Source organism: Mycobacterium sp. NGS67, from assembly GCF_059812185.1.
Genome location: NZ_JCALCF010000015.1, coordinates 1 through 14,877, shown reverse-complemented (window position 1 = coordinate 14,877; position 14,877 = coordinate 1). Strand labels below are relative to the sequence as shown.

At 67.3% G+C, this 14,877-nt stretch carries 12 protein-coding genes; 9 read left to right on the top strand and 3 right to left on the bottom strand.

From position 1 onward, the window contains the following. Positions 1–2 precede the first annotated feature (2 nt). Together AC5Y4D_RS15635 and AC5Y4D_RS15630 are read right to left on the bottom strand one after the other, a co-directional pair. Positions 3–572, bottom strand: coding sequence for a hypothetical protein (locus AC5Y4D_RS15635; RefSeq protein ID WP_499990251.1), 570 nt, complete (start codon positions 570–572; stop codon positions 3–5). A gap of 3 nt (positions 573–575) precedes the next feature. Beyond that, positions 576–1,628, bottom strand: a complete 1,053-nt coding sequence (locus AC5Y4D_RS15630) for a M23 family metallopeptidase (protein ID WP_500037575.1) — start codon at positions 1,626–1,628, stop codon at positions 576–578. Between the two features lie 276 nt (positions 1,629–1,904). On the opposite strand from AC5Y4D_RS15630, the gene sucC reads away from it, so the two are divergent. From sucC to AC5Y4D_RS15615, 3 genes are all read left to right on the top strand, one after another. Then, positions 1,905–3,068, top strand: a complete 1,164-nt coding sequence (gene sucC, locus AC5Y4D_RS15625; protein ID WP_499990253.1) for an ADP-forming succinate--CoA ligase subunit beta — start codon at positions 1,905–1,907, stop codon at positions 3,066–3,068. A gap of 17 nt (positions 3,069–3,085) precedes the next feature. Further along, entirely contained in the window at positions 3,086–3,988 is a 903-nt protein-coding gene (gene sucD / locus AC5Y4D_RS15620; RefSeq protein WP_499945421.1) for a succinate--CoA ligase subunit alpha, read from the top strand. A 138-nt stretch (positions 3,989–4,126) separates the two neighbouring features. Further along, a complete protein-coding gene (locus tag AC5Y4D_RS15615) occupies positions 4,127–5,647 on the top strand; it encodes an acetyl-CoA acetyltransferase (RefSeq protein WP_499990254.1) in 1,521 nt (506 codons plus the stop codon). Between the two features lie 83 nt (positions 5,648–5,730). Here the strand turns inward: AC5Y4D_RS15615 and AC5Y4D_RS15610 are convergent, their stop codons facing one another. After that, complete coding sequence (locus tag AC5Y4D_RS15610) at positions 5,731–6,579, bottom strand: LLM class F420-dependent oxidoreductase (RefSeq protein WP_499946590.1); 849 nt, start codon at positions 6,577–6,579, stop codon at positions 5,731–5,733. A gap of 191 nt (positions 6,580–6,770) precedes the next feature. On the opposite strand from AC5Y4D_RS15610, the gene AC5Y4D_RS15605 reads away from it, so the two are divergent. The 6 genes from AC5Y4D_RS15605 to AC5Y4D_RS15580 form a co-directional block, all read left to right on the top strand. Continuing rightward, positions 6,771–7,703, top strand: a complete 933-nt coding sequence (locus AC5Y4D_RS15605; protein ID WP_499946589.1) for a DUF5336 domain-containing protein — start codon at positions 6,771–6,773, stop codon at positions 7,701–7,703. Between the two features lie 39 nt (positions 7,704–7,742). Further along, positions 7,743–9,065, top strand: coding sequence for a cell division protein PerM (locus AC5Y4D_RS15600; protein ID WP_499946588.1), 1,323 nt, complete (start codon positions 7,743–7,745; stop codon positions 9,063–9,065). A 156-nt stretch (positions 9,066–9,221) separates the two neighbouring features. Then, entirely contained in the window at positions 9,222–9,851 is a 630-nt protein-coding gene (gene purN / locus AC5Y4D_RS15595) for a phosphoribosylglycinamide formyltransferase (protein ID WP_499946587.1), read from the top strand. Between the two features lie 7 nt (positions 9,852–9,858). Then, complete coding sequence (purH, locus tag AC5Y4D_RS15590; RefSeq protein WP_499946586.1) at positions 9,859–11,436, top strand: bifunctional phosphoribosylaminoimidazolecarboxamide formyltransferase/IMP cyclohydrolase; 1,578 nt, start codon at positions 9,859–9,861, stop codon at positions 11,434–11,436. Positions 11,437–11,538: 102 nt separating this feature from the next. Beyond that, positions 11,539–12,924 (top strand): sigma 54-interacting transcriptional regulator, encoded by a 1,386-nt coding sequence (locus AC5Y4D_RS15585; protein WP_499946585.1) that lies wholly within the window; start codon positions 11,539–11,541, stop codon positions 12,922–12,924. Next, positions 12,914–14,877 (top strand): VWA domain-containing protein (locus AC5Y4D_RS15580; protein ID WP_500037574.1); only part of this gene is annotated, 1,964 nt, incomplete at its 3' end. The genes AC5Y4D_RS15585 and AC5Y4D_RS15580, both read left to right, overlap by 11 nt.

Sequence of the window (14,877 nt, the reverse complement as noted above, 5' to 3'; positions counted from 1 at the left end):
TGCTACTCCACCCAGCGTCTGGTCTGGGGCAGCATCGCCAGCACCCCGCCCGCGACCGGCAACAGCGGCAGCAGATGCACCAGCCCAGCCACCTTTGCGCCCGCGATGAACACACCGAGATAGGTCAGCAGCGCGACCACCGCCCCGGCCACCACGAGATAACGGCCCACCGGACGGCGTAGCAGCAGCATGATCACCCCGGACACGGTGGTGATCGCGAAGACCAGGGCCAGGAAGCCGACCGCGACGCAGAACAACCGGTCGGACCGCCACCAGCCGGCGATCAGTTCGGTAGCGACGACAGACGTGGCCCAGCCGCTGACGATGCTGACGGCGCTGGCTGCCACGGCCGTCCGGGGTGACGGCTCAGCGGCCAGTACCCGGGGCAGGGCCGGAAACACGTTGGCACGCGCCGCATCTGAGGATGGTGCGCGCCGGATTATCTGCGTGGTCTGCGCCGAAGCCGGTATCGACGGAAGCGGGCCGGTCGGTGCGCGCCGGATGATCCGCGTTCGTGGTTCGTCGGAAGACTCGGGGGTCTCGGGCGTAGCCGGATCGTTCGGCTCGGTCACCGGTCAGCCGGCGTAGTTGCCGACGGACAATCCGCGCTTGGCCAGCCACGGCACCGGGTCGATCCGCTCCGAGCCGCCGAGGAGAACCTCGAAGTGCAGATGGGGTCCAGTGGAAAAGCCCCGGTTTCCCATCGTCGCGATCTGGTCGCCGGCCATCACTCGCTCCCCGACGCTGACCAGCGTGGTGTTGACGTGGCCGTACAGCGTGACGGTGCCGTCGGCGTGCTGCAGCTTGACCCACATGCCGTAGCCGGCGGTCGGCCCGGCATCGATGACCACGCCGTCGGACACCGCGTAGATCGGGGTGCCGATCGAATTGGCGAGGTCGATGCCGGCGTGCAGCACACCCCAGCGGTAGCCGAAGTTCGACGTGAAGATTCCCTTGGTCGGCATGACGTACAGCGGCTGCTGCAACCGCGCCTCGCGCTGCGCGCGCTCCTGCGCGAAGGCCACGCCGCGGGCGAATTCTTCGTTGTGGACCGTGACGTTGCCCGGTTGGGCGCCGATGACCTGCGCTCCTCGCGGCGCGTTGGCGCCGGGGGACCCACCGGACATCGTCGACGCGTTGGCGGTCAGCACCGTCTCGATCTTGGGTGTGTCGGACTGGTTGAGCGCGGTGTGTGTCGCAGCGGCGGCCGCGCCGGCGGCCATTGCGCCGATCAGCAGACGCCCCTTGGCGGCGGTGGTCGGCTGCTTGCGGTGACTTCCCCCTCGGCGGGGCACCGGGATGACATCGGTGACCTCGACGGCCTTGGGTTCGACGACTACCCGGGTGAGCACCTCGGTGGCCGGCGCGGCCAGCCACAGCGGGGTCAGATCGTCGGTGTCGTTCAGGTCGTCGAGTTCGGGGGCCTGCAGCAGCTGCTCGTCGATGTCGAACTCGGAATCCCCGAAGTCGAGGTCGTCGAGATCGGCGAGTTCCATGTCGTCGAGTTCATCAAAGCCATCTAACGGGATGATCTCGGTGACTTCGTTGCGGTGATGATGCAGCCACCGGTCCCGGGGTGCTCGGACTGCTACTGCGCTGGCAGAGCGGGCGATTCGGTGCTGGGACAAAGCTGGAATGTCCTCGGTTCGTAACCATAACGTTATCTGGACCCTGAGACGGTATCCGCAAACGGGTGAGGGTGGCAACCTCGGTATGGAAACTGGCTGATTTTGTGACTTGTATCACGGTTTGAGCCAGATCGAGGTTCGGTGACCTGCGCCACAGCGGTGGATGCGGCGGCAAAGTGCAATTCGGGTGCCGATACAGTTCCTCGGGGCGAGGTACCGAAACGGGACGCCGCCCCACTGGACTAGTAACTAAGCCGAGCAAAGGCAGTGACGCCCATGGATCTGTTCGAGTATCAAGCCAAGGAATTGTTCCTCAAGCACGGAGTGCCCGGTACGCAGGGCCGCGTGACCGACACCGCCGAAGGTGCGCGTGCCATCGCCGAGGAAGTCGGCAAGCCCGTCATGGTCAAGGCACAGGTCAAGACCGGGGGACGCGGCAAGGCCGGCGGCGTGAAGTACGCAGCCAACCCGGAGGAGGCCTACGAGCACGCCAAGAACATCCTGGGCCTGGACATCAAGGGCCACATCGTGAAGAAACTGCTGGTCGCCGAGGCCAGCGACATCGCCGAGGAGTACTACCTGTCCTTCCTGCTGGACCGGGCGAACCGCAGCTACCTGGCGATGTGCTCGGTCGAGGGTGGCATGGAGATCGAAGAGGTCGCCGCGACCAAACCCGACCGGCTCGCCAAGGTTGCGGTGGACGCGGTCAAGGGCGTCGATCGGGACTTCGCGCGCTCCATCGCCGAGCAGGGTCACCTGCCCGCCGAGGTGCTCGACGCCGCCGCCGTCACGATCGAGAAGTTGTGGGGGGTGTTCGTCGGCGAGGATGCGACGTTGGTCGAGGTCAACCCGCTGGTGCGTACGCCGGACGACAAGATCCTGGCGCTGGACGGCAAGGTGACGCTGGATGCCAACGCCGACTTCCGTCAGCCCGGCCACGCCGAATTCGAGGACCGCGCAGCCACCGACCCGCTGGAACTCAAGGCCAAGGAACACGACCTCAACTACGTCAAGCTCAGCGGTGAGGTCGGGATCATCGGCAACGGCGCCGGGCTGGTGATGTCGACCCTGGACGTCGTCGCCTACGCCGGGGAGAAGCACGGCGGCGTCAAGCCGGCCAACTTCCTGGACATCGGCGGCGGCGCCTCGGCCGAGGTGATGGCGGCCGGACTGGACGTGATCCTGGGCGACCCGGAAGTCAAGAGCGTGTTCGTCAACGTCTTCGGCGGCATCACCGCGTGCGACGCGGTCGCCACCGGGATCGTCAAGGCGCTGGAAATCCTCGGCGACGAGGCCAACAAGCCGCTGGTGGTGCGGTTGGACGGCAACAACGTCGAGGAAGGCCGCCGCATCCTGGCCGAAGCCAACCATCCGCTGGTCATCCAGGCCGAGACGATGGACGCCGGTGCCGATAAAGCCGCCCAGCTCGCGAACGCCTGACAAAGAGAGATAACCCAATGGCTATTTTCCTGACCTCCGAAAACAAGGTCATCGTCCAGGGCATCACCGGGGCCGAGGCCACCACGCACACCGCACGGATGCTCAAGGCCGGCACCCAGATCGTCGGCGGCGTCAACGCCCGCAAGGCCGGCACCACGGTTTCGCACAAGGACGCCGACGACAAGGACATCGAGCTGCCGGTGTTCGGCACCGTCGTCGAGGCGATCGAGAAGACCGGCGCGGACGTCTCGATCATCTTCGTGCCGCCGAAGTTCGCCAAGGACGCGATGATCGAGGCCATCGACGCCGAGATCCCGCTGCTGGTGGTCATCACCGAGGGAATCCCGGTGCAGGACAGCGCGTATGCGTGGGCCTATAACGTCGAAAAGGGCAAGAAGACCCGCATCATCGGACCGAACTGCCCGGGCATCATCAGCCCCGGACAGTCGCTGGTCGGCATCACCCCGGCCAACATCACCGGGCCCGGTCCGGTCGGGTTGGTGTCGAAGTCGGGCACCCTGACCTACCAGATGATGTATGAGCTGCGCGATTTCGGGTTCACCACCTCGATCGGCATCGGCGGTGACCCGGTGATCGGCACCACGCACATCGACGCTATCGAGGCGTTCGAGAAGGACCCCGACACCAAGCTGATCGTGATGATCGGCGAGATCGGTGGTGACGCCGAGGAGCGGGCGGCCGACTTCATCAAGGCCAACGTGACCAAGCCGGTCGTCGGCTATGTCGCGGGATTCACCGCGCCCGAAGGCAAGACCATGGGCCACGCGGGTGCGATCGTGTCCGGCTCGTCGGGCACGGCGGCTGCCAAGAAGGAAGCGCTGGAGGCGGCCGGTGTGAAGGTCGGCAAGACGCCGTCGGAGACGGCGGCGCTGGCGCGAGAAATTCTGCAGTCGCTCTAACGCTTCCCCGGCCAGCAGACGCAGAATCGCACGTTTCGGTCCCGAAACGTGCGATTCTGCGTCTGCTCGCGGAACCGAGCCGGGCCACTCTGTACCCCCCGCCGAGCGGCGATGCGCGGTGGGGTATTTAGTTGAACTATGAATATTGATCCGCGGACGCCCGTCGTCGTCGGCGTCGGACAGGCGGCCGAGCGCATCGACGACCCCGGTTACCGGGCCATGTCACCGGTCGAGTTGGCCGCCGCCGCCGCGCAATCCGCCCTCGACGACTGCGCTGCCGCGGCTGTGGCAGCCGAGATCGACACCATCGCGGCGCTGCGGCAATTCGAGATATCCGGGCCGATGGCCGACGCCCCGTTGGGCCGGTCCAACAACTACCCGCGGTCGGTGGCCAAGCGCATCGGTGCCGAGCCTCGCCGCGCGATCCTGGAGATCGTCGGTGGGCAAGGCCCGCAGCATCTGATCACCGAGCTGGCCGGGGAGATCGCCGCCGGTCGTTCCGAGGTGGCGTTGATGTTCGGCTCGGATGCGACCTCGACCCTGCGCCACTTCGCCAAGGCCGACGAGAAGCCCGACTTCAGCGAGACGGTCGAGGGTGACCTGGAGGATCGCGGAGCCGGCATCGAGAAACTGATTTCCCGCTACACCGTCATCCACGGTCTGGTGGACGCGCCGACTCAGTATGCGCTGATGGAGAACGCCCGACGGGCGACGACCGGGCTGGGGCCGGCCGAATACCTGCGCCGGATGGCCGAGTTGTTTGCGCCGTTCAGCAAGGTCGCCGCCGGTAATCCCTACGCGGCCGCGCCGGTGGAGCGCACTGTCGAGGAACTGATCACCGTCACCGACAGCAACCGGATGATCGCCGAGCCGTATCCGCGGCTGCTGGTCGCCCGCGATCAGGTGAACCAGGGTGCGGCGGTCTTGTTGATGTCGGTGGGGACGGCCCGGCGGCTTGGTGTTCCCGAAGACAAGTGGGTGTATCTGCGCGGGCATGCCGACTTGGAAGAGCAGGCGCTACTGGAGCGACCGGAGTTGGGTCGTTATCCAGCGGCGGTCATGGCGGCACGGGAGGCGCTGGATGTGGCCGGGATCGGTGTCGACGACGTCGCCACCTTCGATCTGTACAGCTGCTTCCCGGTGCCGGTGTTCAACTTCTGCGACGGAATGGGCGTGGCTCGCGACGACCCGCGCGGTCTGACGCTGACCGGCGGGCTGCCGTTCTTCGGCGGCGCCGGCAACAACTACTCGACGCATGGCGTCGCCGAGACGGTAGCCCGGATGCGAAGCGCGCCAGGGCAGTTCGGCCTCGTCGGTGCCAACGGCGGCATCCAGAGCAAGTACTCGGTCGGGGTGTACTCGACGTCGCCCGGACCGTGGCGACCGGACCGCAGTGCGCAGTTGCAGGCCGAGATCGCCGGACGGCCCACCGTGGCGGTCACCGAGAACGCCGACGGCCGCGGCACCGTCGAGACCTACACCGTGCGTCGCGACAACGGGCGTCCGACCGGGATCATCATCGGGCGCCTTGAAGACGACAGCCGCTTCCTGGCGACCACCGAGGACGACGAGTTGATCTCCCTGTTGATTGACGGCGACCCGCTGGGGCAACAGGTCCAGGTGCGGTCGTTCGACTACGGCAACCGCTGCACCCTCTAGCCCGAGCAGGCACTCTCTAGGGCGAGCAGACGCAAAAGCCCCTCATTTCGGCACGAAATGGGGGCTTTTGCGTCTGCTCGGCATCAGACGAACGAGGCGAGCTTGCCGGCCAACCGCTCCACATACGCGGCGACCTTGTCCTCATCGCTGTCGGGCATTCCGAACAGCACCTCGGTGACGCCGAGTTCGGCCCAGCGCGCCAGCTTCTCCGCATCCGGCTTGAAGTCCAGCGCCACGATCTGCGGGGCGCCGTCCCGGCCGGCCGCGGCCCAGGTGTCCTGCAGCAATTTCACCGGCTCGTCGATGTCGAAGTCGCGCGGCGTGGTGATCCAACCGTCCGCACTGCGCGCGATCCATTTGAAGTTCTTCTCGTTGCCGGCGGCGCCCACCAGCACCGGAATGTGCGCCTGCACCGGCTTGGGCCAGGCCCAGCTCGGCCCGAACTTCACGAACTCGCCGTCGTATTCGGCCTCCTCCTGAGTCCACAGGGCGCGCATCGCCTCCAGGTATTCGCGCAACATGGTGCGACGGCGGCCGGGCGGTACGTTGTGGTCGGCCAGCTCGTCGGTGTTCCAGCCGAAACCGACGCCGAGGCTCACCCGTCCCCCCGACAAGTGGTCCAGCGTGGCAATGCTTTTGGCCAGCGTGATCGGGTCATGTTCGACCGGCAGCGCCACCGCGGTGGACAAGCGGACCCGCGACGTTACCGCGGACGCCGCCCCCAAGCTCACCCACGGATCCAGCGTGCGCATGTAGCGGTCGTCGGGCAGGGTCTCGTCACCCGTGGTCGGGTGGGCAGCTTCGCGCTTGATCGGAATGTGAGTGTGTTCTGGCACGTAGAACGTGCGAAACCCGTGATCGTCGGCAAGTTTGGCGGCTGCCGCCGGGGCAATACCGCGGTCGCTGGTGAACAGAACGAGGCCGTAGTCCATGCCCCAATTTAGAACGTGTTCTACTTTTGCCCGCGGGCGGCCCCCGTCCGCACCGGTAAGTGGACGGGCGCGCTGGTCAGCGGCCAAGGGCATTTGCCATCCAACGTGCGCTAGCGTGGTTGGTCGATGGCGTCGCAAACAGCAGCGTGGCAGTGGCGCCGCCCCGGCACCGGAAGCAACAGGAGGAGTCCATGACCTTTTCGCCCGGTAGTCCCGGCTATCAACCCGCGCAACAGGCCGGTTCGTACAGCGGCGGCACGCCGGCCGCCACACCCGCCCAAGCCGACCCCGCAGCCCCCCACGAAAGCAAGCTCGGGCAGTACTTGGCACTCGCGGTGGTGGCCCTAGGTCTGTTGGCCTACTTCTTCAGCTTCGGGCCGATGTTCCCCCATGGCTCAGAACCCGGTAGTTCCGGTGGCGAAGTGTCCTACAACGTCGCGGCGGTGGCGGCGATCACCGCAGCCGTCCTGGCCGCACTACTGGCCGGGGTTAGTCTGCTCCCCAAGGTCGCCGGCTACGTGACGACCTCGGGGGTGCTCTCGGTACTCGGCGTGCTGCTGATCATCTTCGCCATCTTCAACAAACCCGACTCGTCTTCGGCCGGCTGGGCGCTGTGGATTGTTCTGGTGCTGATCGTGTTTCAAGCGGTCGCGGCCGTCGGAGCGTTGCTGCTCGATGCCGGAGTCATCACCGCCCCGACGCCGCGCCCCAAGTACGACCCGTTCAGCGGGTACGGCCAGTACGGTCAATACGGTCAATACGGCGGGCAGCCCGGCGGGTACTACGGTCAGCCAGGTGCACAGCAGTCCGCGCCCAACCCGGTTCAGGCGCAGCAGCCGCCCGGGTACGGCTCGCAGCAGTTCGGCAACTACTCGTCGAGCCCGAATCCCCAATCCGGCGGATTCCCTGCGCAGCCGACACAGGTCGTCTCCCAGCCGCAGCATCAGCCGCCGGCGAGCCACACTCCGCCCACCGGATTCCCCAGCTTCAGCCCGCCCCCGCCGGTCAGCGCCGGCTCGGGTTCGCAGGCTGGGTCGGCGCCGGTCAACTACGGCAACCAATCCGGTGGACAACAGTCGTACGGCCAGGATCAGCAATCGTCGCCTGGTTCGGCTCCGGTCTAACCGTGCGCTGTCGCGCCTAGTCGGTCCCGCGCGCCAAGAGTGACACGGGTGTCGGCACGAAACGAGGACAACCGGGTAGCGGGGGCCCGTCAGGCGCGCGACCTCGTCCGGGTCGCTTTCGCCCCGGCCGTGGTAGCGCTCGTCGTGATCGCCGCGGTCACGCTGCTGGAACTGTTGATCGCCAACAGCGACATGACCGGCGCACTCGGCGCCATAGCCAGCATGTGGCTCGGCGTGCACCAGGTGCCGATCTCGATCGCCGGCCGCGAGTTGGGCGTCATGCCGCTGCTGCCGGCGATGTTGATGGTCTGGGGTACCGCACGGACCACCGCGCGGGCGACTTCGCCGTATTCGTCGTGGCTGGTGGTGCGCTGGGTCGTCGCCTCGGCCCTGGGCGGCCCGCTGCTGATGACGGCGATCGCGCTGGCGGTCATCCACGACGCGTCCTCGGTGCTGACCGAACTGCAGACGCCCAGTGCGTTGCGGGCGTTCACCAGCGTGCTGGTGGTGCACGCGATCGGGGCTGCGATCGGCGTGTGGTCCCAGGTGGGACGACGGGCGTTGGGTGCATCCCCGTTGCCCAATTGGCTGGGCGATTCGTTGCGCGCGGCCTTCGCCGGTGTGGTGGCGTTGCTGGGGTTGTCGGGGATGGCGACGACGGGATCGCTGGTCGTCCATTGGGCGACCATGCAGGACCTGTTCTCCATCACCGACTCCATCTGGGGTCAGTTCAACCTCACCGCGCTGTCGCTGCTGTACGCGCCCAACGTCATCGTCGGCGCCTCGGCGATCGCGGTAGGGTCCAGCGCGCACATCGGCTTCGCGACGTTCAGCTCGTTCACGGTGTTCGGCGGCGACGTGCCGGCACTTCCTATCCTGGCCGCCGTACCCACTCCCCGGCTCGGTCCGGTATGGGTCGCGCTGCTGATCATCGGAGCGGCATCCGGCGTGGCGGTGGGCCAGCAGTGCGCGCGGCGACCGCTGCCGGCGGTTGCCGCCTTCGCCAAACTAGTGGTGGCCGCCGTCGTCGGAGCTTCGGCTATGACGTTGCTCGGCTACGCCGGTGGCGGCAAATTGGGCAACTTTGGTGACGTGGGGGTGGAGCTGAGCACGCTGTTCCTCGGCACACTCTTCTGGTTCGCCGGGGTCGGCGCGCTGACCGTGGTGATGGCCGGGGGGATCCGACGGCGTCCCCGACGACCTCGCCCGAAACCCGACGCGGAAGAGGAAACCGTGTTGGGGGCATACGACGAGGATCTCGAGCAGGACGAGGATCTCGAGCAGGACGAGGTCGTCGAGGACGAGGACGCGCCCGTCGACCGAGATGAGGACGAAGTGCAGGAGTTGCCGCGCGAGAGTTGAGCGCTCCCCCACGCTGCCGCGCGGGCGTTGAGCGCTTCTCGTCCGCCCACGCTGCCGCGCGGGCGGCATCGTCGCCCGCAGCTGCCGGATTTGTCGGGCTCCTCCTCCCCCCACGCTGCCGCGCGGGCGGCATTGTCGCCCGACTAGGCTCGCCTCGTGCCGGAACCCCTGCGTGTACCTCCCAGTGCACCGGCGCGGCTTGTAGTGCTGGCATCGGGCACCGGTTCGCTGCTCGACGCGATGCTCAAGGCGGCGACGGGCCAGTACCCGGCGCGGGTGGTGGCCGTCGGCGTGGACCGCGACTGCCGGGCTACCCAGATCGCCGCCGAGGCCGCGATACCGGCCTATGCCGTGCGGGTCGGCGACCATCCCAGCCGCGACGCCTGGGACGCCGCGATCACCGAAGCCACCGCCGCACACGAGCCCGACCTCATCGTCTCCGCCGGATTCATGAGAATCCTTGGCCCGCAATTCCTTTCACGATTCTCTGGCCGCACGATCAACACTCACCCGGCGTTGCTGCCGGCCTTCCCCGGTGCCCACGGCGTGGCCGAAGCGCTGGCCTACGGTGTGAAAGTCACCGGCTGTACGGTGCACCTGGTGGATGCCGGCGTGGACACCGGTCCGATCCTGGCGCAGCACCCCGTCGAGGTGTTCGACGGCGACGACGAAGAAAGCCTGCACGAACGCATCAAAGTCGTGGAGCGACAACTGCTGGTGGATGTAGTGGCCGCGATGGCCACCCGAGGCGTAACGGTGACGGGACGGAAGGCGGCCATAGGATGAGCACACGATGAGCACCGACAAGAAGCCGATTCGTAGGGCATTGATCAGCGTCTACGACAAGTCCGGATTGATCGACCTCGCCCAGGGGCTCGCCGCCGCCGGGGTCGAGATCGTCTCGACCGGATCGACCGCCAAGACCATTGCCGACAAAGCGATTCCGGTCACCCGCGTCGAGGAACTGACCGGCTTCCCGGAGGTGCTCGACGGGCGAGTCAAGACCTTGCATCCGCGCGTGCACGCCGGACTGCTGGCCGATATGCGCAAGCCCGAACACCAAACCGCCCTGGCCGAACTCGGCATCAAGGCGTTCGAACTCGTGGTGGTCAACCTCTATCCGTTCAGCCAGACCGTCGACTCCGGCGCGGGCGTCGACGACTGCGTCGAGCAGATCGACATCGGCGGGCCGTCCATGGTGCGCGCCGCTGCCAAGAACCATCCCAGCGTCGCCGTGGTCACCGACCCGCGCGGCTACGACGGCGTGCTCGCCGCGGTGCGCAACGGCGGATTCACGCTTGCCGAACGAAAGAAGCTGGCCTCGTTGGCGTTTCAGCACACCGCCGAGTACGACATCGCGGTCGCCACCTGGATGCAGTCCACCCTGGCCCCCGAGGAACCCGCGCAGGAATTCCCGCACTTCGTCGCCCGCAACTGGCGTCGCGCAGCGACGTTGCGCTACGGCGAGAATCCGCACCAGCAGGCCGCCCTGTACACCGACCCGGCGGCCTGGCCCGGTCTGGCGCAGGCCGAGCAGCTGCACGGAAAAGAGATGTCCTACAACAACTTCACCGACGCCGACGCCGCCTGGCGCGCGGCGTTCGACCACCAACAGACCTGCGTGGCAATCATCAAGCACGCCAATCCGTGCGGCATCGCCATCTCCGATGTCTCCGTCGCCGACGCGCACCGCAAGGCCCACGAATGTGACCCGCTGAGCGCTTTCGGCGGAGTGATCGCAGCCAACACCGAGGTCACTGTCGAGATGGCCGAGTACGTCAGCACCATCTTCACTGAAGTGGTCGTCGCGCCGGCCTACGCGCCGGGGGCCCTGGAGGTGCTGACGCGCAAGAAGAACATCCGGGTGCTGCTGGCCTCCGAACCGATGGCCGGCGGCCACGAACTGCGCGCGATCAGCGGCGGTTTGCTGATCCAGCAACGCGACCAGCTCGACGCCGCGGGTGACGATCCGAACAACTGGACCCTGGCCACCGGAGAACCCGCCGACCCCGCCACCCTCACCGACCTGGTCTTCGCCTGGCGCGCCTGCCGCGCCGTCAAGTCCAACGCGATCGTGATCGTCGCCGACGGTGCCACCGTCGGTGTCGGCATGGGTCAGGTCAACCGCGTCGACGCCGCCCGGCTGGCCGTCGAACGAGGCAATGCACGCGGCGACCAGCGGGTCAGGGGAGCGGTCGGCGCATCGGATGCGTTCTTCCCGTTCCCGGACGGGCTGGAGACGCTGACGGCCGCGGGAGTCAAGGCCATCGTGCACCCCGGTGGCTCGGTGCGCGACGACGAAGTGACGGCGGCGGCCACCAAGGCAGGGATCACGTTGTACCTCACCGGGGCCAGGCACTTCGCGCACTAGCTCCGTCCGCCGAGAGTGAAATCCACGACCGACACGCCGCAGAGTGCGTCGGGAAAGTCACTCTCGTCGGCACAACCCAAGGCAGGGTCGTAGCGTGGAGAGGTGACTTCACCGAGCAATCTGCCCCGTACCGTTGGCGAGCTGCGTGCCTCCGGCCATCGTGAGCGCGGCGTCCGGCAGGAAATCCGGGAAAATCTACTGACCGCTTTGGCCGACGGCGACGACGTGTGGCCGGGGATCCTAGGTTTTGACGACACCGTGATCCCCCAGTTGGAGCGGGCACTGATCGCCGGACACGACTTCGTCCTGCTGGGTGAACGCGGCCAGGGCAAGACCCGGCTGCTGCGGGCGCTCACCGGACTTCTCGACGAGTGGACGCCGGTGATCGCCGGCGCAGAGCTCGGCGAACATCCCTACAGCCCCATCACCCCCGAGTCGATCAAGCGGGCCGCGCAGTCCGGTGAAGACCTGCCCATCGCCTGGAAGCACCGCAGTGAGCGTTACACCGAGAAGCTGGCCACCCCGGACACCAGCGTCGCTGACCTGGTCGGAGACATTGATCCGATCAAGGTGGCCGAGGGCCGCAGCCTCGGGGATCCCGAAACCATCGCCTACGGGCTGATCCCGCGGGCACACCGCGGCATCGTCGCGGTCAACGAACTGCCCGACCTCGCCGAACGCATCCAGGTCTCGATGCTCAACGTGATGGAAGAGCGCGACATCCAGGTCCGCGGCTACACGCTGCGGCTGCCGCTCGACGTCCTGGTGGTGGCCAGCGCCAACCCCGAGGACTACACCAACCGCGGCCGCATCATCACCCCGCTCAAGGACCGGTTCGGCGCCGAGATCCGCACCCACTATCCGCTGGAGCTCAGTGCCGAGATCGGGGTCATCGCCCAGGAGGCGCACTTGAGCGCAGAGGTGCCCGACTACCTGCTGCAGGTGATCGCGCGGTTCGCCCGCTACCTGCGCGAGTCCAGCTCGGTCGACCAGCGTTCGGGCGTCTCGGCGCGATTCGCCATCGCGGCGGCCGAGACGGTCGCGGCGGCAGCACGGCACCGCGGGGCGATTCTGGGGGAGACCGATCCGGTCGCCCGCGTGGTCGATCTGGGCACCATCATCGACGTGCTGCGCGGCAAGCTGGAATTCGAATCCGGCGAAGAGGGCCGCGAGCAGGCCGTGCTGGAGCACCTGCTGCGCCGCTCGACGGCCGACACCGCGTCTCGGGTGCTGGGCGGCATCGACGTCGGCACTTTGGTCGCGGCCGTCGAGGGAGGCTCGGCGGTGACGACGGGCGAGCGGGTATCGGCCAAGGACGTGCTGGCCGCGGTTCCCGGCCTGCCGGTGGTGGACAAGATCGCGACCAAACTGGGCGCCGAGTCCGAAGGGGAGCGGGCCGCGGCACTGGAGTTGGCTCTCGAGGCGCTGTACCTGGCGAAGCGGGTCGACAAGGTGTCCGGTGAAGGGCAGACGGTCTATGGCTCGTAGCGGGCACTCATCGCGTTACTCGGCGTACACCGGCGGTCCCGACCCGCTGGCCCCGCCGGTGGATCTGCGGGAGGCGCTCGAGGCGATCGGGCAGGACGTCATGGCCGGCACTTCGCCGCGCCGCGCGTTATCGGAGTTGCTGCGGCGCGGCACCGAGAACATGCGTGGGGCCGACCGGCTGGCCGCCGAGGCCAACCGCAAACGACGGGACCTGTTGCGGCGCAACAATTTAGACGGCACGTTGCAGGAAATAAAGAAGCTGCTCGACGAGGCGGTGCTCGCCGAACGCAAGGAACTGGCGCGTGCCCTCGACGACGACGCCCGCTTCTCCGAGTTGCAGCTGGAGGCGCTGCCGCCGTCGCCGGCCAAGGCCGTGCAGGAGCTCTCCGAATACGACTGGCGCAGCGGCGAGGCCCGTCAGAAATACGAGCAGATCAAGGATCTGCTGGGCCGGGAGATGCTCGACCAACGCTTCGCCGGGATGAAAGAAGCGCTGCAGGGCGCCACCGACGAGGACCGTCAGCGCGTCAGCCAGATGCTCGACGACCTGAATGACCTGTTGGACAAGCACGCCAGAGGCGAGGACACCCAGCAGGACTTTCAAGATTTCATGGACAAGCACGGCGAGTTCTTCCCGGAGAACCCGAGCAATGTCGAAGAGCTGCTCGATTCGCTGGCCAAGCGGGCCGCCGCGGCGCAGCGGTTTCGCAACAGCCTGTCCCAGGAGCAGCGTGATGAGCTGGATGCGTTGGCGCAGCAGGCATTCGGGTCACCGTCTTTGATGCAGGCGTTGAGTCGGCTCGACTCGCATCTACAGGCGGCGCGACCCGGTGAGGACTGGACCGGGCAGGAGCAGTTCTCCGGCGACAATCCGTTCGGCATGGGCGAGGGAACCCAGGCTCTGGCCGACATCGCCGAGCTGGAGCAGCTGGCCGAACAGCTCTCGCAGGCGTACCCAGGGGCCACGATGGACGACGTCGACCTCGACGCACTCGCCCGCCAGCTCGGAGACGAGGCCGCCGTCGACGCCCGGACACTGGCCGAACTCGAGCGTGCCCTAGTCAACCAGGGCTTCCTGGACCGCGGCTCCGATGGTCAATGGCGGCTGTCCCCGAAGGCCATGCGCCGATTGGGCGAGACCGCGCTACGTGATGTGGCGCAACAACTTTCGGGTCGTCACGGTGATCGGGAGACCCGTCGGGCGGGCGCGGCCGGCGAACTGACCGGCGCGACACGGCCCTGGCAGTTCGGCGACACCGAGCCGTGGAACATTTCCCGGACGCTGACGAACGCCGTCCTTCGGCAAGCCGGCACCTCGACGCTCGACGGGGGACTGCGCATCAGCGTCGACGACGTGGAGGTCTCGGAGACCGAAACCCGCACCCAGGCCGCGGTCGCACTGCTGGTGGACACCTCGTTCTCGATGGTGATGGAGAACCGGTGGCTGCCGATGAAGCGCACGGCGCTGGCGCTCAACCATCTGGTGTGCACCCGGTTCCGCTCGGATGCGTTGCAGATCATCGCTTTCGGCCGCTACGCCCGGACGGTCAGCGCCGCGGAACTGACGGGTTTGGAAGGTGTCTACGAGCAAGGCACCAACCTGCATCACGCGCTCGCGCTGGCCGGCCGTCACCTGCGTCGGCACCCCAATGCGCAACCCGTGCTGCTGGTGGTGACCGACGGGGAACCGACCGCGCACCTGGAGGATTTCGACGGCGACGGGAGGGGTTCTGCTGTGTTTTTTGATTACCCGCCGCATCCCCGGACCATCGCGCACACGGTGCGCGGATTCGATGAGATGTCCAGGCTCGGTGCGCAAGTCACGATCTTCCGGCTAGGCAGCGACCCTGGTCTGGCGCGGTTCATCGACCAGGTCGCCCGTCGTGTGGAGGGCCGGGTGGTGGTGCCGGATCTGGACGGGCTGGGTGCGGCGGTGGTGGGCGACTATCTGCG